Source organism: Thermobifida fusca YX (assembly GCF_000012405.1).
GTDB classification, from domain to species: Bacteria; Actinomycetota; Actinomycetes; order Streptosporangiales; family Streptosporangiaceae; genus Thermobifida; species Thermobifida fusca.
Map to the genome: position 1 here is coordinate 3,443,144 of NC_007333.1, position 17,835 is coordinate 3,460,978.

At 65.1% G+C, this 17,835-nt stretch carries 14 protein-coding genes, 2 tRNA genes, 2 pseudogenes and 2 CRISPR repeat arrays; of the genes and pseudogenes, 13 read left to right on the plus strand and 5 right to left on the minus strand.

Annotation, left to right across the window (positions count from 1 at the left end; translation table 11 throughout):
* Positions 1-23: 23 nt before the first annotated feature.
* Together TFU_RS14590 and TFU_RS14595 are read right to left on the minus strand one after the other, a co-directional pair.
* Positions 24-1,271, minus strand: coding sequence for an ABC transporter permease (locus TFU_RS14590; RefSeq protein WP_011293352.1), 1,248 nt, complete (start codon positions 1,269-1,271; stop codon positions 24-26).
* Positions 1,268-2,344, minus strand: coding sequence for a quaternary amine ABC transporter ATP-binding protein (locus tag TFU_RS14595; RefSeq protein ID WP_011293353.1), 1,077 nt, complete (start codon positions 2,342-2,344; stop codon positions 1,268-1,270). Before TFU_RS14595 ends, TFU_RS14590 begins: the two co-directional genes overlap by 4 nt.
* 478 nt (positions 2,345-2,822) lie before the next feature.
* Between TFU_RS14595 and TFU_RS14600 the strand changes: the two genes are divergently transcribed.
* Complete coding sequence (locus tag TFU_RS14600; protein ID WP_011293354.1) at positions 2,823-3,452, plus strand: rhomboid family intramembrane serine protease; 630 nt, start codon at positions 2,823-2,825, stop codon at positions 3,450-3,452.
* Here TFU_RS14600 and dcd read toward each other — a convergent pair.
* Positions 3,446-4,036, minus strand: coding sequence for a dCTP deaminase (gene dcd, locus TFU_RS14605; RefSeq protein WP_011293355.1), 591 nt, complete (start codon positions 4,034-4,036; stop codon positions 3,446-3,448). The two genes, TFU_RS14600 and dcd, sit on opposite strands and share 7 nt — an antisense overlap.
* Positions 4,037-4,170: 134 nt before the next feature.
* Between dcd and TFU_RS14610 the strand changes: the two genes are divergently transcribed.
* Both TFU_RS14610 and TFU_RS14615 read left to right on the plus strand, forming a co-directional pair.
* Positions 4,171-4,244: transfer RNA gene (locus TFU_RS14610), tRNA-Gly, on the plus strand.
* A 179-nt stretch (positions 4,245-4,423) separates the two neighbouring features.
* Positions 4,424-5,247: a CRISPR direct-repeat array (repeat unit 28 nt; unit sequence GGTCCATCCCCACGTGCGTGGGGCTCAC).
* 92 nt (positions 5,248-5,339) lie between these two features.
* The gene (locus TFU_RS14615) at positions 5,340-6,416 is read left to right on the plus strand and encodes a hypothetical protein (RefSeq protein WP_011293356.1); all 1,077 of its coding nucleotides are present in this window, start codon (positions 5,340-5,342) and stop codon (positions 6,414-6,416) included.
* Positions 6,417-6,636: 220 nt separating this feature from the next.
* Positions 6,637-9,228: direct repeats of the CRISPR family, unit length 28 nt; unit sequence GGTCCATCCCCACGTGCGTGGGGCTCAC.
* Positions 9,229-10,200: 972 nt separating this feature from the next.
* Here the strand turns inward: TFU_RS14615 and TFU_RS14620 are convergent.
* A complete protein-coding gene (locus TFU_RS14620) occupies positions 10,201-10,611 on the minus strand; it encodes an NUDIX hydrolase (RefSeq protein WP_016189377.1) in 411 nt (136 codons plus the stop codon).
* A gap of 75 nt (positions 10,612-10,686) precedes the next feature.
* On the opposite strand from TFU_RS14620, the gene TFU_RS14625 reads away from it, so the two are divergent.
* The 9 genes and pseudogenes from TFU_RS14625 (at position 10,687) to TFU_RS15945 (ending at position 15,438) form a co-directional block, all read left to right on the plus strand.
* A complete protein-coding gene (locus TFU_RS14625) occupies positions 10,687-11,466 on the plus strand; it encodes a GntR family transcriptional regulator (protein WP_011293358.1) in 780 nt (259 codons plus the stop codon).
* A 527-nt stretch (positions 11,467-11,993) separates the two neighbouring features.
* A complete protein-coding gene (locus tag TFU_RS14630) occupies positions 11,994-12,278 on the plus strand; it encodes a hypothetical protein (protein ID WP_238569774.1) in 285 nt (94 codons plus the stop codon).
* Between the two features lie 99 nt (positions 12,279-12,377).
* Positions 12,378-13,118 carry a GntR family transcriptional regulator gene (locus TFU_RS14635; protein WP_011293360.1) on the plus strand — a complete coding sequence of 247 codons (741 nt, stop codon included), beginning with the start codon at positions 12,378-12,380 and terminating at the stop codon, positions 13,116-13,118.
* 122 nt (positions 13,119-13,240) lie between these two features.
* Positions 13,241-13,405 (plus strand): annotated as a pseudogene (locus tag TFU_RS16370) (plasmid replication, integration and excision activator); the annotation flags it as partial.
* A gap of 52 nt (positions 13,406-13,457) precedes the next feature.
* Positions 13,458-13,799: pseudogene (locus tag TFU_RS16375) on the plus strand (replication initiator).
* A 3-nt stretch (positions 13,800-13,802) separates the two neighbouring features.
* Positions 13,803-14,195, plus strand: a complete 393-nt coding sequence (locus tag TFU_RS16380) for an excisionase family DNA-binding protein (protein ID WP_011293363.1) — start codon at positions 13,803-13,805, stop codon at positions 14,193-14,195.
* Positions 14,196-14,264: 69 nt separating this feature from the next.
* Entirely contained in the window at positions 14,265-14,798 is a 534-nt protein-coding gene (locus TFU_RS14650; protein WP_011293364.1) for a DNA integration/recombination/inversion protein, read from the plus strand.
* The gene (locus TFU_RS14655; protein WP_255266184.1) at positions 14,777-15,133 is read left to right on the plus strand and encodes a tyrosine-type recombinase/integrase; all 357 of its coding nucleotides are present in this window, start codon (positions 14,777-14,779) and stop codon (positions 15,131-15,133) included. Before TFU_RS14650 ends, TFU_RS14655 begins: the two co-directional genes overlap by 22 nt.
* An 83-nt stretch (positions 15,134-15,216) precedes the next feature.
* Positions 15,217-15,438: a hypothetical protein gene (locus TFU_RS15945; protein WP_264674526.1), complete on the plus strand. Its 222-nt coding sequence runs from the start codon at positions 15,217-15,219 to the stop codon at positions 15,436-15,438.
* A gap of 43 nt (positions 15,439-15,481) precedes the next feature.
* Here TFU_RS15945 and TFU_RS14665 read toward each other — a convergent pair.
* A tRNA-Arg gene (locus tag TFU_RS14665) sits at positions 15,482-15,554 on the minus strand.
* 169 nt (positions 15,555-15,723) lie between these two features.
* Here TFU_RS14665 and TFU_RS14670 point away from each other — a divergent pair.
* Positions 15,724-17,193 carry an NAD-dependent succinate-semialdehyde dehydrogenase gene (locus TFU_RS14670; RefSeq protein ID WP_011293366.1) on the plus strand — a complete coding sequence of 490 codons (1,470 nt, stop codon included), beginning with the start codon at positions 15,724-15,726 and terminating at the stop codon, positions 17,191-17,193.
* Positions 17,194-17,835 lie beyond the last annotated feature (642 nt).

Here is a 17,835-nt window from a genome sequence, read left to right on the forward strand (position 1 = left end):
ACGGCGCGGTCTGTGTGGTCCGGTCAGGCCGCGGCGCGCTCGGCGCGAGCCTGCGGCGAGCGGCGGGTGATCGCCGCGGTGAGCCGGTCCAGGAAGATTGCGAGGATGACGACGGCGATACCGCCTTCGAAACCGAGCGCGCCGTCGTTGCGGGAAATGCCTTGGTAGACCTGGTTGCCGAGTCCTCCAGCGCCGACCATGCCGGCGATGACGACCATGGACAGGCCGAGCATGATCACCTGGTTGACGCCCGCCATGATCGTGGACAGTGCCAGCGGCAACTGGATCCCGGTGAGGATCTTGAAGGGGGAGGCGCCGAATGCTTCACCCGCTTCCACGACCTCTTTATCGATCTGCCGGATGCCCAGCTCGGTGAGGCGCACCCCAGGAGGCATGGCAAACACCACGGTGGCCACAACCCCGGGGACAGCGCCGAGCGAGAAGAAGAAGATCGCCGGGATCAGGTAGACGAAGGCCGGCATCGTCTGCATGAGGTCCAACACCGGTTTGACGATGCGGCTGACCACGGTGCTGTAGGCGGCCACGATCCCGATGGGGATGGCGATGACTACCGCGATGAGGCTGGCCACCAGCACCAGGGCCAGGGTCGACATGGCGTTGCTCCACTGCTCGATGCTGATCACGAGCGTGAGCGCCACCAGGGAGAACACGCCGAGCTTCCAGCCCGCCACCACCCACGCCAGGGTGCTGAGCAGCAGCATCATGAGGATGGCTGTGGGCTGGCCGATCACCTCGGGGATCGCGCCGAACAGCAGCCAGCCGCACAGGATCACCGCCAGCCAGCCGCCAGCAACGGCAGCAACCAACGGCAGCCGGATCCGGTAGACGGCGGCGACCACGACGAGGGCGATGAGAGCAACGATCCCGATGACCAGGTTGGATTCCACTTTCTCCTGGCCGAACAGGTGCATCGCCCACAGGAAGAGCTGCGGCGGTGAATGGTTGACGAGCGTGTTGCCCAGCTCGAACGTCGCCTGCCCCACGTACAGGGCAATGGTGCTGCCGACGATGACGAGCACCGGGATGGGACGCGCCCGCACGAGGAGCACCGCCAGGATGGCGGCGGCGATCGCCGTCAACTGGGCGGCCTGGGGTTCGGTGAGGAAGTCCCGGAGCGTGGTGACCGCCCAGTTGATGACGGTGCCGATGACGTCGAACAGCCCACCGAAGTGGTCTTTGAGCCACGTGTTGAATGCTTCGAAGCCCTCACCGAGCGGAATCCGGGGTGGGAAGGGCGAAAGCCAGCTCACTTGGCAGCCCCTTCACGTCGAGTACCGTTCGCCAGGCTGGGCACAGCGCTGCTCGCCTCCTTCGGCATCGCGAGCGCGGACAGGATCGTGGTGGGCGACACCGCGCCGATGACTCGGTCTTCCTTGTCGACCACGGCGAGCGGGCTGTCGCAGGCAGCCACCCGCTGGAACAGTTCGACGACGGGGGCGTCCGGTGCCACGCGCTCCCAGTCGGCAGCCTCGGCCTTGGGAGCGGGCTCCATGACGGAGGCCGCGGTGAGCACGCGGCTGCGGTCCACGTCCTCGGTGAACCGGGCCACGTAGTCGTCGGCCGGGTGGTTGAGGATCTCCTCGGGGGTGCCGATCTGGACGACACGCCCGTCGCGGAGCACGCAGATGCGGTTGCCGAGGCGCATCGCCTCGTTCAGGTCGTGGGTGATGAAGACGATGGTCTTCCCCAGTTCCGCCTGGAGTTGCAGGAGCTGGGTCTGCATGTCGCGGCGGATCAGCGGGTCGAGGGCGCTGAACGCCTCGTCCATGAGGATGATGTCGGTGTCGGCGGTCAACGCCCGTGCCAAGCCGACGCGCTGTTGCATCCCACCGGAAAGCTGGTTGGGCAGGTGGTCCTTCCAGTCGCCCAGTCCGACCAGGTCGAGGGCGTGCGCGGCGCGTTCGTGGCGCTCGGCACGCGACACCCCGCGGACTTCCAGCCCGTAGGCGGCGTTCTCCAGCACAGTGCGGTGCGGGAGGAGCGCAAAGTGCTGGAAGACCATGCTGATCTTTTCGCCGCGCAGGGCGCGCAGGGCACGCCGGGACAGGGTGGTGATGTCGGTTCCGTCGATCTCCACTGTCCCCGCAGTCGGCGGCAGCAGCCCGTTGAGCATGCGGATCAACGTGGACTTCCCGGACCCGGAAAGCCCCATGACCACGAAGATCTCACCTGGCTGGACTTCGAAGGAGACGTCGATGACCGCGGCTGTGACGTTCAGGTCCTTGATCGTGTCGCGGTGGCGCCCGTCCGACAACAGTGCGACGGCTTGGGATGCTCGTTTGCCGAACACCTTGTACAGGTGGTTCGCGCGTACAGCTGGCACGGTTTCCCTTCGGTCGACTTCGTCTGGCACGGCGTCTTCTGTGTGGTGCCCTCCTCGGCTCTTGTGACGTGCCACTGAGGAACGCGCGGGGCTGAGTTGCTGGGCCTGGTGTGACCGCTAAGCCCTACACTTCACACACCACACGTCCGTTTTGCACGGTTATGACACCTTAGAGTCGTTGACCTGGGATTTCCCTTAGAAAGATCACAGAGAAGCAACAGGTTTAAGAAGCGGGTTCGGAAAAGTCCCTCATGCAAGGGGGGATAGGGAGCCCAAAAAGCAAGATTTTGTGATTTACATCACTGGTCATTTTTGAGTGATTTGGATCACTATTTCTTGGCCTGACAGTTCGTCTGCGCAACCAGACAGAAACTCTCAGTGACCAACTGTCTGGATGCGGGACATCACAGAACGTGACAGCTACGGGCGCGAAAGCCTGCCCTTCCCCGCAGCAAACCCGGTTCAATAGAGTCGAAGAATGACCAAGTCCCGGATCAGCGCAGTCCTGACCGTCGCGGTATTCGCCGCGGCGATGTGGATCCTGGAGATCGTCGACTTCTTCCTCCTCGGCGGCCTACTCGACCGCCAGTTCGGCATCCACGCCTGGGTCGCCGACAACCTGTGGACGGTGTTCACCGCACCGTTCATGCACGCCAACCTCGCCCACCTCACCGCCAACACCGTGCCCTTCCTCGTCCTCGGCTCCCTGGTGGCGTTCAGCGGGCTGGGACGCTTCCTGTGGGCGTCGCTCATCATCGCCGTCGTCAGCGGGATCGGCGTGTGGCTGCTCTCCGTGCCCTACTCCTTGACCGTCGGCGCGAGCGGCCTCATCTTCGGCTACTTCGGCTACCTGGTGCTCCGCGGCTTCGTGGAACGCAAGACGATCGACATCGTCATCATGATCTGCACCGTACTCTTCTACGGCGGGCTGATCTTCGGCGTGCTACCGCAAGGCCAAGGCATCTCGTGGCAGGCGCACCTCTTCGGCTTCCTCGGCGGCCTGCTCGCCGCCTACATCCTGCCCACGCGGCCCAAACGCCAGCAGCTTCCCCCACCGGGCTACGGCCCCTATGGCCCCTACGGTCCCCCGGGGTATCCGGGCTACTGATCCCCCTCCCGGATCTTCGTGCGCGTGAAGTTGAGGTAGGACCTCGAAGGGGTGGGACCACGCTGCCCCTGGTAGCGCGACCCGCACACCTCAGAGCCGTAGGGGTTCTCCGCGGGCGAGGACAGTTGGAACATGCACAACTGCCCGATGCGCATTCCGGGGTAGAGCTTGATCGGCAGCGTCGACACGTTGGACAGCTCAAGGGTGACGTGCCCGGAGAACCCCGGGTCGATGAACCCGGCCGTGGAGTGGGTGAGCAGCCCCAGCCGTCCCAAAGAGCTCTTGCCTTCCAAACGGCTGGCGATGTCGTTGGGAAGCGTCACCATCTCGTAAGTGGACGCCAGCACAAACTCGCCCGGGTGCAGGATGAACGGCTCATCCCCTTCCGGTTCAACCAGCCGGGTCAGCCCCGGCTGCTCCACCGCCGGGTCGATGTGGGGGTACTTGTGGTTCTCGAACACCCGGAAGTAGCGGTCCAGCCGCACGTCGATGCTCGACGGCTGGACAAGCTCAGGGTCGTAGGGGTCTAGCTTGACCCGCCCCGATTCGATGGCGGCTCTAAGGTCACGGTCGGAGAGAAGCACAGTAAAGAATCTACCTTGTGTTTTCCCTACCTCGGCAGGGCAGCTCTCCCCTTGCAAGCTTCGCCGAGATGGTTATTCTTATCGGTGAACTCGCCGAGCGTGATAGCCTAGCCGTAGGCGAGATCGCCACCAGTGCGGATGTAGTTCAATGGTAGAACCTCAGCTTCCCAAGCTGAAGACGCGGGTTCGATTCCCGTCATCCGCTCCACAAGCGAAGGCCCAGGTCAGGGAGATCATCCCGAGCCTGGGCCTTCAGCGTTGAAAGAGCGCCTGAGGGCGTACGCCCGTTCCACACTGTCTGCTGACTCGTCCTCTCCCCCACCCAGCTCTGCACAGCGGGAAAGGACAGCCCACCCGCACTGTTGTTCTCCCGCCCTCGTCCCAGCTCGGCCTATCCCCACGTGCGTGGGGCTCACCGCGCCCTGCTGGACTACACCGATGGCGAGCCCGGTCCATCCCCACGTGCGTGGGGCTCACTGGGCGCTCCGGTGGCGGCGGGCCAATGTCGTAGGTCCATCCCCACGTGCGTGGGGCTCACAGAAATCGCCGATGAACTGCGGAAACGCATCACGGGTCCATCCCCACGTGCGTGGGGCTCACCCCCGTCTGCGTGGACTCAGGTGTCTAGCACTCGGTCCATCCCCACGTGCGTGGGGCTCACTGAGGGTTCTCCGCGCTGCTACTGCGAGAACGCGGTCCATCCCCACGTGCGTGGGGCTCACTTGGGCCGCGAAGCGAGTTGGATGTTATCCAGCGGTCCATCCCCACGTGCGTGGGGCTCACCCCCTCGCTTCTCCGGGATCCCCACGACGGGACGGTCCATCCCCACGTGCGTGGGGCTCACAGAGGGGGTGTCAGACATCCCCTGACCTGTAACGGTCCATCCCCACGTGCGTGGGGCTCACGTACAGGCTGACTCGCCTGCTATCCGCACGCGCGGTCCATCCCCACGTGCGTGGGGCTCACCGGTCGCGGTTGGCGCGCTGGTTTTCCATAAGCGGTCCATCCCCACGTGCGTGGGGCTCACTCCTCGCGGAACCGTGCGAGGTCGCGGTAGAGCGGTCCATCCCCACGTGCGTGGGGCTCACCCGTGTACACGTTCCGCCTACGGCTGCGGTTGGCGGTCCATCCCCACGTGCGTGGGGCTCACGGACGAGGGGGACACCGTTCTCGGCAGCGACGCGGTCCATCCCCACGTGCGTGGGGCTCACGCTTATGTCACCGACTGTCTACGAACTGGCGTAACTTTTAAACCAAGGGTCACTAATTATCCGCTGCGACCAATGTGTAACAGGAGGTTATCTTGGCGTCGAGTTTCCTGAACAAGCGTGAAATCGAGAAATTTCGCCGGGAGTTGACCAAGGAGCTGAACAAGGACGGGGGTATACGCGTGGATGTCAACGCGGAGGCAGGCAGCAACAGTGGCTTCAGCGCCGAGCTCGATCCGAACGGGAGCCTGTATCTGGCGGTACACCGCATGCTGCTCTTCTGTGACGAGTCCAGCAGACGTCCCACACACGTTGAGAACCCTGATCAGGCCCTGGGCTTGGAAGGTCTGGATCAGGAGACGGCGGAATCACTGTTCGAACGGGCCTTGGACCTGCTGTCCGACAAGGGCCTGGTGAAGCTGTTCCCCACGATGAACAGCCGGTACTCAATGTTTGACATCACCGACTCCGGCCGAGTCCAAGCCACCGAACTCCGTGAACGCCGGACCAAGCCCAGCTATCGGACTCGGATTCTCCGCAGCTCGCTGCTGCGGTGGCTGCACGAGAACGAGAGGGCCTCGACTCTGCAGGAAGTCCCTCTCACCTACCGCCATGTCGAGGGTTCGGAGGCCAGCGCTGAAGAACTGGGCAGAGTGGCAGACGATCTGCGTGAGCGCGGGCTCATCACTCCTGCCAATGAAGAAGGAACCCTGGAACTGACGGAACAGGGCCGCCGGTGCGTGGAGAATTTCGGAGGGAACGTGTCCAAGTACGAGGAGTCCAAGCCGCAGGCAGGAACGACCTACAACATCAACTTCAACGGCGCCACCAGCGGTGTCCAGGTCAGCCAGGGCAACAACAACACGCTCAACCAGGACAACCGTTCCGAGATGACCGACCAGGTACGGGGCTTCCTTGACAGTCTCAAGCAGGTGCGTGACAGCATCGACCTGGACCAGGGCAGTGCAGCCGAACTGGACCAGGCAGTTGTCTCGCTCAATGAGGTGCTGCAGGCAGAGGAACCGGAGCCTACCCGCATCGGTGTGATGCTGCGCTGGATCGGTGACGTGCTGAACAAGGCTGCTGCACAGACTGCCTCTGGCACAGCCATCCCGCTCGTGTTGGCTGGGCTGAACGCTCTGTTCACGAACTTCCCCCAGTTGGGGGCCTGAGCGTCAAATCGGTGTGTTTCGTGCCGGGTCTGCAGGTCGCGGAACCGGACTGCAGACACAGAACCTGCCCGTCGAATCCACCCCACCGGCTCGGACGGGCTCCGCCGCGGCTTCGGAAAGCCCGCGCCGAAGAGAGGGCCGGGCCGTGGCTCGTGGTTGGTGCGGCGGGATGCGGGCGCGGTGGCGGCCTGGCTGGCCACAGCGATACACCGGTGGGCGTCGGTCCATCCCCACGTGCGTGGGGCTCACGCCGGCCGAGTGCGGCGTTTCCGCAGATAGCGCGGTCCATCCCCACGTGCGTGGGGCTCACCGGCCTCCGTGACCGAGACGGTGACCGCACGACGGTCCATCCCCACGTGCGTGGGGCTCACTCCTCGACGGACACACGAGGCCGCCCGTGGGTCGGTCCATCCCCACGTGCGTGGGGCTCACGGTCATGGCCATGGAATGGGGGGAAGCTGGTGCGGTCCATCCCCACGTGCGTGGGGCTCACAACTGGCGAGTTCTCCGTCCGCCACCCCGAATCGGTCCATCCCCACGTGCGTGGGGCTCACGAGATGCCCGAATGCGAGGCCGTGCGCGACGCCGGTCCATCCCCACGTGCGTGGGGCTCACAGCGTGTTGTGCAGCGCAGCGTGGAACGGCCGCGGTCCATCCCCACGTGCGTGGGGCTCACGGAGCCGCAGCAGTCGCCAGCGCCCTGGTCGCCGGTCCATCCCCACGTGCGTGGGGCTCACACCACCATCCGTCGTCGTCGTCCGCGCGTTGAAGGTCCATCCCCACGTGCGTGGGGCTCACATGACTAAGCGACCCATCCCCAGTGAAGAAATCGGTCCATCCCCACGTGCGTGGGGCTCACCAGGTGGCGTACGGTATGCAACACTGGTTGTGCGGTCCATCCCCACGTGCGTGGGGCTCACGCGATCCCCACCGTCGCCCAGCGCGCCGCCCCCGGTCCATCCCCACGTGCGTGGGGCTCACAGCCGCTGCACCTCGGTACGGGTCGCAGACTCCGGTCCATCCCCACGTGCGTGGGGCTCACTTGGCGCGCTGTTCGTTTTTGCGCATCTGCGCCGGTCCATCCCCACGTGCGTGGGGCTCACGAGTTCGGTTGGGGCGGGTCTCGGGCGTCTCGTGGTCCATCCCCACGTGCGTGGGGCTCACAGGGGCAACCCCAGTGTTGCATACCGCATGTACGGTCCATCCCCACGTGCGTGGGGCTCACGACGCCCCCTGTAGTACGCCAGCTCGCCGGGGACGGTCCATCCCCACGTGCGTGGGGCTCACTCTCGAGGCCGGGGCGCTCAGGGTGCTGCCTGCGGTCCATCCCCACGTGCGTGGGGCTCACCCGCTCCCTGCATCCTCTGCGGCGACCCTTCGCGGTCCATCCCCACGTGCGTGGGGCTCACTTTGCGGATGAGCCTGCCTGCAATCTCGGCCGCGGTCCATCCCCACGTGCGTGGGGCTCACACCAGATTCGCAGACCCCGGGTAGAGGCGGATCGGTCCATCCCCACGTGCGTGGGGCTCACCACGCAATCGCCGAGTCACTGGCCCGCACGAGCGGTCCATCCCCACGTGCGTGGGGCTCACGCGCCGAACGCCGCGCGGGTGACCTCGTCCAGCGGTCCATCCCCACGTGCGTGGGGCTCACGTGCCCGCTGTCTGGTGCGGCGGGCGCTGTGCCGGTCCATCCCCACGTGCGTGGGGCTCACCTGTCGCCTGTGGCCAGCGTGGGGGGGAAACGGTCCATCCCCACGTGCGTGGGGCTCACCCGCGTATCCGCATCCAGCACGACCGTGAGCTCGGTCCATCCCCACGTGCGTGGGGCTCACGTCACGGTCGGCGATGATGCGAACATCCCGGGCGGTCCATCCCCACGTGCGTGGGGCTCACGTCCTCGGCGGGCATGATCACCGCACCGGCTGGGGTCCATCCCCACGTGCGTGGGGCTCACGGGGCGTAGAGCGAACAGGACCAAACAGTGCCCGGTCCATCCCCACGTGCGTGGGGCTCACCCCACCTGAGAGGACATCCGATGCAGCAGACCAGGTCCATCCCCACGTGCGTGGGGCTCACGTGCTCGTCGAGGTGGCTCGACGTCGACGCGGCGGTCCATCCCCACGTGCGTGGGGCTCACCGGGCCACTGCCTTGGCGCGCCGCTTCGACCCCGGTCCATCCCCACGTGCGTGGGGCTCACGGGAGCACCCACTTTGTGTGTCTCGGGTAACTCGGTCCATCCCCACGTGCGTGGGGCTCACGCGACCCCACCGTCTGGCGGTTCCGCGGATGGCGGTCCATCCCCACGTGCGTGGGGCTCACCCTGGCCAGAGCGTCGCCATACGCGCGGGCCGCGGTCCATCCCCACGTGCGTGGGGCTCACTGCGGGGGGACCGGGGAGCTCCCGGTCGATGACGGTCCATCCCCACGTGCGTGGGGCTCACTCAGGCCACCTCGGCCGAAGTCGAGCGCGCCGCCGGTCCATCCCCACGTGCGTGGGGCTCACAACTCTCGGCGTTGAGCCAAGTGCGGGTAGACCGGTCCATCCCCACGTGCGTGGGGCTCACCGGTCCGCTGGTGTGCCGCGCTCAGCGCCCCGCTGGTCCATCCCCACGTGCGTGGGGCTCACTTGTGCTCGTGACCCGTTTGCTGCCTCACCTGCGGTCCATCCCCACGTGCGTGGGGCTCACGGACAAGGAGCTGGCCGCGGTGTTCGGCTGGCAGGTCCATCCCCACGTGCGTGGGGCTCACCGGGGGAGGTGCTGCTCGCAGCCCGGGCACCACGGTCCATCCCCACGTGCGTGGGGCTCACAGAAGCTGACCTGCAGATTTACGAGACGTTATCTCCTCGTTATCAAAGGCGTGGGCAGCTTCATCACACAAGACACTCTAGACCGTTTTCCAGAAATCTGATCAGGGCTCGAACCCAACTGATCACCGCAGCCTGGCGACAGCTGGTGGCCCCAGGGGGTTGAAGAGGCGATGCCGTGAGCACCGTTATCACTCCGGAGGCGTCACGACTGGTTGGTGCGTCCCCATGCTGTCTCCAGGCCGCAGCGATACCAGCCGCGCAGGCTCGAATCCCTATCGATACGGGGTGCATGGGAAGCACACACCCATGTTTGATGTGAAGACGCGGGGAACAGCGACCCAGAGAAACGCCTAAGAGTGATGGGATGGAAACCGGCTTCAGCAGACCGGAGCAATTGCTGAAGCGATCCTTGAAGCAGACGACTGAGGGCAGGCATCTCTCAGGTGCTCGCCCTCAGTCACAGGTGGCGCACTCGGAGGGACTTGAACCCCCAACCTTCTGATCCGTAGTCGTGTGCGGAATGTCTGTGGAGGTCCGGAAACGGCTTCTGAGCTGGGTGGAAGCCTGTCCGAGAGTGCCGTGATTCCAGAGCTGTCCATCCCTATTCGGAGCCGTTGTTAGCAGCCGTGTCAGCACGGGGGCAGCGACGCTACGGGATCGGGGCAGCCCTGCGTCACCCGGGATTTCGGCAACCACAGCGGCGGGTAACCACGGTCCTTGATCCAAGGTGCTCGACCGCGCCGGAGTCCTCAGCCACAGACAGGCAGAGCCGCGCGATCGAGTGCCACGGGAACCGAGGACGCCAGAAACCACAGCTCGGTGACTACGGCCATTGGACGGTTGCCTACCACGGCAGGTCCAATCAAGAGCCCTTTGGGGGTAGCTCCGGACCGGGCGGCGGCGCGCAGCGCCAACGCCTTGATCCCCACATAGCCCAATTCGGCAGTCAATGCCGGAAGGCGAAGTCTCTGACTAGCGTGCTGGGTGGAGGCGTTTGCCGTCGTGTGTGCGGACGTGGGGTGCGTCGCTGTCCAGGGCGTCGAGGAGGCGGACCGAGTAAACTTCGGTCATCCGCTCTTTCACTTCTTCGGGAGTGAGCCAGGCGACGGCGGTCGACTCCGAAGAGGGGTGTTCCCGGCCTCCGGCAGGGTGGCAGCGGAAGACCAGGGCGACGATTCCGCGGGCCATGTTCTTGTAGACGCCGGTGAGGCGGTCCACTTTCACCAGGATGCCGGTCTCTTCCCGCACTTCGCGGACGACGCCGTCCTCGGGGGTCTCATCCAGTTCCAGGACGCCGCCGGGAAGTTCCCACGTTCCGTTGTCCCGGCGGCGGATGGCCAGAAACCGCCCGTCGTCTCGGATGACGGCTCCCGCAACTGACACTGAATGCAGCGGCGTTGACGGGGCTTCTCTGGTCCTGTTACCCATGTACAGGAGCATAGGAGGTACCCAAGGACTATGGCGAGCACAGTAGGGGCAAGGTCGGCGAAGCCGATGTACCTCCAGATCGCTGACGACATCGAGGAACAGATCAAGTCCGGCCGTCTGGCTCCGGGCGAGGAGATTCCCAGCGAGGCGGCGCTGATGGAGCGTTACGGCGTCTCCTCGGGAACGGTTCGCAAGGCCGTCGCAGAACTGCGCACGGCTGGCCTGGTGGTGACCTACCAGGGCAAAGGCTCGTTTGTAAAGTCGCGTCCTCCGGTGACGCGCAAGTCCTCGGATCGCTTTCGGCGTTCGCACCGGCGGGCCGGCAAGGCCGCCTACATCGCGGAGACTGAACAGGCGGGAGTGAAGCCTACAGTTCAGGTGCTCTCGATCGGTCCGGTTCCTGCTCCACGGGAGATCGCCGACCGCTTGGGGGTGGAGGAAGGGGCCAAGGTGCTGGCCCGGCGCCGCCTGTACTTCAGTGACGGGACCCCGGCTGAGGAAGCGACGTCGTATCTGCCATGGGATGTGGCTCGAGACATCCCCGAACTGTTCGAGGAGAATCCGGGTGGAGGCGGTATCTACGCCCGACTAGAGGACCACGGGCACGAGTTCGCCGAGTACACCGAGACCATTCGAGTGCGTATCGCGACCAAACAGGAGGCGAGCGCGCTGAGACTGAGTCCCGGCTCTCCGGTCATCCACCTCACCCGCAACGCGGTGACCACGACAGGGCGCGTGGTAGAGGTCTGCGACACGATCATGGCTGCTGATCAGTTCGTGCTCGACTACCGGATTCCTGCGACGGACTAACCGGTGGTTCCCTTTTCCTCCCCCAGGAGGATTGACTTATGTACATAGGTACGGCACTCTTGCCCATGCAACTCATGTACATGAGTACATGAGTTCATCTCATGTTAATGAGCTGCTTTCTGGGTTTGCTGGTGTGGTGATGCCCGTAGGTCCCTCGAGGAAGGACGTCACCACAGTCCTCCGAGGAGCAATTCCGTGACTGCCTCCGCTCCGCAACACTGCCGGGCCTGGCGGGGCCGCGGCTGGAAAATCGTCCGACCTCGACGACTGGTCGTCGTGCGTTCGTCCACCACCCGCAAGCCGTTGATGCGCGTCGTCGCTTGCTCCGTGTGTCGAGGGAAGGGCGTGCTGCGGTGACGGGGATCGCCCAACTTCCTCAGTCGTGACCAGGTACGGGCCTCAGAGCTAAAACCGGAGTTGTCAGGGGGGGATGAATGCGTCCAGGGGAAGCACGGGTTCGTGTCGTCGCTGAAGACTGGCGGTCCATCACCTATGAGGCTGAGTTCACCCAGTCGAACGGTGAACGTGTGGTCAGGCGTTATCAGTGCGCCTTGCCCAAAGCCATAGCCTTACGACGGCTCAGGGCGACCTACATCGTGGGCTTGTGGCACGAAGTCGACGGAGCGTCGTGCTACCACGTCCGCCAGGTTGTCTCTCCGGTCCTGTCGTCTGGTGACAAAGCAGCACGTGATGATGCGGTGCTGGTCGCTCGCGCCTTGGTCGATATGGAACGGCGTGCGACCTGCGGGGCCACTGCGGACAGTCTGAAAGTCTACATGGTGGAACGCGCGGTGGACTGGCAAGCCCTCTGAACATTTGTCGAGGCGCAGAGTCATAAGCGCGAGTGGGTCAGATCAACTTGGATCAAGTTTCGCAGGTAAACTTGACCAAACGAGCAGTGGACCAACCGGATGGTCAACATGTCAGGTCTGGAGTTCACGCCTCCTAAATACGTACAGATTGTCCGAACGCTCCAAGAGCGGATCGAAGACGGCACCTACCCGGTAGGCGAGAAGCTGCCCTCCGAGACGCGTTTGGTGCGTGAATTCGGCGCGGGGCGGTCTACGGTTGTTCGTGCTCTCCAGATCCTCAGCATGCAGGGGTGGATCGAACGCGAGCACGGACGCGGTTCGTTCGTCAAGGGTGTTCCTCACCAGGCTGTCGAACGTTCGCGCGCCGGGGCGAGTGCCTTTGAGGCTCCTGAGAACTCCAAGAGCGACCGGATCGTCCGTGCGGGACGAATGTCCATTCCCGCGACCATCGCCGAGGTGATCGGCCTGCCCGAGAACGCTCCGGCGATCATGCGGCGACGCCTGGTGCTCGACGACGGCAAACCGAGCGAGTTGGTGACGCTGTGGTTTCCTCTGGACGTGGCAGAAGGAACGGATCTCGGGGACCTCGCCCCGATCAGCATCGGTGCCCGTGAACACATCCAGCGTGTCAAGCAACTCCGTCCTTCACTGGTCTTCGAGCGGCTCAGCGCACGACTAGCCACCGATGAGGAGAATGAACTCCTTGGGCTCGAAAAGGGAACCCCCGTGCTTGGGATCCTCGCGCGGATAGTGGACACTTCGGGGGAGGTGCTTGCCGTCGCCGAAGTAGTTCTCCCCGGTGACCTGCATGAACTGGAAGACTCCTACTCGGCTGTGTAGGGGCCAGGGAATCTCGATCGCTTAGCCACTTGTTTGGTCGAGTTGGGCGGGCTATCTTGACCTTAACTTAGTCAAACAAGTGACTAAGTGATCGAGTGGATGTCCTGGAGAGGTGCGGCTAGATGGCGATTCAGGGTGCGTTGCCGGTGGAGTTCGGGACAGTGTTCCCGCACGGGGCGTTCGCGTTGGGGGTGGAGGCGGTGACGAACTTCGAGACCAAGCGGCCGGAGGTGGGCCGGGAGACCGGGTTGCCGTTGTGGGCGGTGGAGGTGATCGACGCCGCCCCCACGCCCAGCCCTTGCACGTGTCCGCTTCGGCCCCCAAGTCGACGCCAAAGGCGTGCTTGCCGGATCACCCGACGCCGACCGGTGCATCAGGTACCTGGCCAAGTACCTGACCAAGGACATCGCCGAATGCCACACCGTCGAAACGGTGGCGCAGGAACAGCACGTCGAACGCCTCCTGGAGGCGCTGCGCTATGAGCCGTGCTCGCCGCGGTGCGCGAACTAGCTGCGCTACGGCATCCAACCCCAAGCAGCCAAACCAGGACTGCGCCCGGGGTTTTGCACCTCCAAGGCGCACCGGCGCAAGCACCTGGGCTATGCGGGCCGACGCGTCCTGGTCTCACGCAAATGGTCCGGCAAAACCCTGGCCAACCACAAAGCCGACCGCCTGGCCTAGGTCTTGCGCACCCTCGACCTCGACCCCACCAACCCCATCAACGACCAAGAGAACACCCACCCCGCAGCCTTCCCGCCGCACTTCCTCGGCGACGGCGATCGCATCGCCTGGAAACTGGCCCAACCCACCGACCCGGACTGCCACCCCGAGAACACCGCCTCCTGCGGGCCGTCGGCGAAGCACTCAAACGCCGCGCAGCACTCCACGCGGCACAAGCCGCCCCAACGACAGGCCCCCTTTCGGCAACTGAACAGAGGGCAGCATCACCAACCCCCACGCATCCTTCTGACCGTTCCCGAAGCCGCGCGCGTGCTGGCGATCTCCCGAAGCAAGCTCTACGAACTTCTTGTCTCCGGAGAAGTGCGCTCGCTGCGCATCGGCGGCTCTCGGCGCTGAACGACTACGTCTCCGGCCTCCTCACCCAACAGGAGGCGGCCTGATGGGCAAGCTCCGCGACGGCGTGAGATGAAACGCGGCAAGACCTGGTCCTACGGCATCCGCGTTCCCAACCCGGAAACCGGGGTGAGCAAACCTAAGTGGGTCGGCGGCTTCGCCACCGAAGACGAAGCCAAAGCCGCCCGCGACGAAGCGCGGATCAAAGCCCGACGCGGCGAATACATCGAACGCTCTGACCTGACCGTGACCGGCTATCTGACCGAGTGGTTGAAAACGCACTCTGTGCAGATCAAGCCGAAGACGTTGCAGATGTACTGGTTCCTTGTTGAGCGGTACGTCGTTCCTCGTATCGGATCGGTGAAGGTCCAGGCGCTGCGGCCGTCCACGTTCACCAAGGTCTACCGAGATCTTTCGGCAAGTGGCGGGCGCGACGGTAAAGGACTGTCGCCGTGTACGGTCGAGTACGTCCATGCCGTGCTGCGCAAGGCGTTCCGCGACGCCGTGGAGATCGAACAGTTCCTTTCCAGCAACCCCGTGGAACGGGCCAAGCGCCCTCGTAAGAAGCGTCCTGAGCCGGGGAAGTGTGGACACCTGCCCAACTGAAGGTGTTCCTGGAAGAGGCGGCACGCAGCCACCGGCTGTGGGCGTTCTTCCACGTGGCTGCCTACACGGGTGCTCGGCGAGGGGAACTGCTGTGGCTGCGCTGGTCGGACGTCGACCTCGACGCCGCGGAAATCCGTATCGCCCGTTCGGTCTCCGTCATCGACGGCAGACGAGTGGAAAGCTCCACCAAGAGCGAGAGAACGCGGGTGGTGGGCTTCGGCGCTGAAACAGTGGCCGTGCTCCGTCGCCACCGCGTCGAACAGGACAGGGAATGTGAGGTCCTGGGAGAGGCGTGGAAGGGCGACCCCGACGGCTATGTGTTCACCACGGCGTAGGGTGAGCCGATTCACCCCGACACGGGGTCCTCATTGATGAGGCAGTTGATCCACAGGTACAACGAACCGGCGCAGGGGCCGGGCTGACTGAGCGGCTTCCGCCAGCACGGCTGCGTGGCCTGCGGCACGTCCACGCGACCACGCTGTTGGCCGGGGTGCCCGTGCACCTGGTCGCCGCTCGCCTCGGGCACGCCGACCCGTCGGTGGCCCTGCGGGTGTACGCACACGTGGTCCGGGAGCGGATAGCCGCGGTGGCTCACGCCTTCGCCGAGGCGGTGCGGGAGAGCTGTGAGCAAGAGCGTTAGCACAAGGGCCACTCCTCGATGAGGAGTGGCCCTTTGACGTGCGCGCACTCGGAGGGACTCGAACCCCCAACCTTCTGATCCGTAGTCAGATGCTCTATCCGTTGAGCTACGAGTGCTTGGTTGTCCTCGGCACTCCCTGTGCCGTCATCAAAAACTGTAGCACAGCGCCGGAGCTGCCTTCGACGGATTATCCGCTCCCGTCCGGGTGGTCGTTAGCTGCGGCATGTGCCGGGCAGCGTACCCGCCAGACGGCGGTAACGACCACGCCCGAGAGGAGATCCGTCTATGACCACCATAGAACGTGAAGCCCGGATCGTCGAACAGGTCCCCAAGCAGGTGTGCATCGGCGGGCACTGGCGGGACGCCCAGTCCGGGGCGACGTTCAAAGTGGAAGACCCCGCTACCGGGTCGGTGCTGTGTGAGGTTGCTGACGCTGGCGTGGCTGACGGGATGGCCGCCCTCGAGATGGCGGCCGCTACCCAGCCCACGTGGGCCGAGTATCCGCCTCGGGAGCGCGGGGAGATCCTGCGGCGCGCCTACGAGCTCCTCATGCACCGCCAAGAGGACCTGGCAGTGCTCATGACCTTGGAAATGGGCAAGCCGGTAGCCGAGTCCAAAGGGGAGATCGCCTACGCCGCCGAGTTCTTCCGGTGGTTCTCCGAGGAGGCGGTGCGGATCGACGGCAGTTATTCGGTTGCTCCGAACGGGCAGAGCCGTCTTTTGGTCATGCGGCAGCCGGTGGGCCCGTCGCTTCTCATCACGCCATGGAACTTCCCGATGGCGATGGGCACCCGCAAGATCGGTCCGGCGATCGCCGCCGGGTGCACCATGATCCTCAAACCCGCTCAGCAGACCCCGCTGTCGGCGCTGGCGCTCGCCGACATCCTGCACGAGGCTGGGCTGCCTGAGGGGGTGCTCAGCGTGCTGCCCACGACTGACGCGGCCGGGTTGACGGGGCCGCTGCTGCGTGACGGCCGTCTGCGCAAACTGTCTTTCACCGGTTCTACGCCGGTGGGCCGCGCGCTGATCAAGCAGAGCGCCGACCAGGTGTTGCGCACCTCTATGGAGTTGGGTGGCAACGCGCCGTTCCTCGTGTTCGACGACGCCGACTTGGACGCGGCCGTGGCGGGGGCGTTGCAGGCGAAGATGCGGAACATCGGTGAGGCGTGCACCGCGGCCAACCGCTTCTACGTCCAGTCCGGGGTGGCGGAAGAGTTCTCCCGGCGGCTCGCGGAGCGCATGGCCGGGTTGCGGATGGGGCGCGGTACTGAGCCGGACGTGGACGTGGGGCCGCTCATCGACGACAAGGCCCGCACCAAAGTGCAGAGTCTCGTCGACGACGCGGCGAACCGGGGTGCCCGTGTGCTGCTCGGCGGGAAGCGCGGGGACGGCGCCGGCTACTTCTACCATCCGACGGTGCTCACCGACGTGCCGAAGGACAGTGAGGTGTGCCGCACGGAGATCTTCGGTCCGGTGGCGCCGGTGATCCCGTTCGACACGGAGGAGGAGGCGCTCGCGGAAGCCAACCGCACCGAGTTCGGTCTGGTCAGCTATGTGTACACGGAGAACCTGCGGCGTGCGCTGCGCATGGCGGAGAAGCTGGAGAGCGGCATGGTCGGCCTCAACCAGGGCATCGTGTCCAACCCGGCGGCGCCGTTCGGGGGTGTGAAGCATTCCGGGTTGGGCCGTGAAGGCGGCAGGGTCGGTATCGACGAGTACTTGGAGACCAAGTACGTCGGTATCGCCGGGGTGTGAAGCCTAGACAGCGCGAAGGCCCCGCCTGGAGTTCCTGGCGGGGCCTGCACGTTCGCGGAGCGGTGCGGCGGTCGCCTCGCGGCGCAGGGCGCAACGCGGCTCCGAAGACCGTCCGGGATCACCGCCGAGGCGGTGTCCGAACGCGGTATTCCGCGAAGGCATAGGTTGGAGCCCGGGGGACACTTTCTACCGCACCGACCCACGCCCTTTATAACAGGGCGGCGGGCGGAAGTCATTCCCGACTGGAGACTTTTTCGGCCGTGACCTTCGCAGACTCCGGTGGGGTGTGACGACTGTTACAGGCCGGTGCGGCGGTCGCCTCGCGGCGCAGGGCGCAACGCGGCTCCGAAGACCGTCCGGGGCCACCGCCGAGGCGGTGTCCGAACGCGGTATTCCGCGAAGGCATAGGTTGGAGCCCGGGGGACACTTTCTACCGCACCGACCCACGCCTTATAACGGGCTGGTCCTCGCAGAGATTCCCTGCTCGGGGATTTTTCTCTGCTGGTGTGCGGCTTGCCCGTCCCCTCGCCTGCGGGGCCTAGTGGCGGTCCGATTCGGGACCTTTGGCAGAGCTAATCAAGCCGTTCGGCGCGGCTGTCCCTGGTTCAGGCCGTTACCGTCAAAGAGAGACGAGGAAATCAG

Excerpts from the sequence above, each read along its gene's own strand:
- TFU_RS14650 (WP_011293364.1), top strand. The coding sequence starts at position 14,265 with ATGAAACGCGGCAAGACCTGGTCCTACGGCATCCGCGTTCCCAACCCG.
- TFU_RS14635 (WP_011293360.1), top strand. The coding sequence starts at position 12,378 with ATGGTCAACATGTCAGGTCTGGAGTTCACGCCTCCTAAATACGTACAG.
- TFU_RS14600 (WP_011293354.1), top strand. The coding sequence starts at position 2,823 with ATGACCAAGTCCCGGATCAGCGCAGTCCTGACCGTCGCGGTATTCGCC.
- TFU_RS14670 (WP_011293366.1), top strand. The coding sequence starts at position 15,724 with ATGACCACCATAGAACGTGAAGCCCGGATCGTCGAACAGGTCCCCAAG.
- TFU_RS14625 (WP_011293358.1), top strand. The coding sequence starts at position 10,687 with ATGGCGAGCACAGTAGGGGCAAGGTCGGCGAAGCCGATGTACCTCCAG.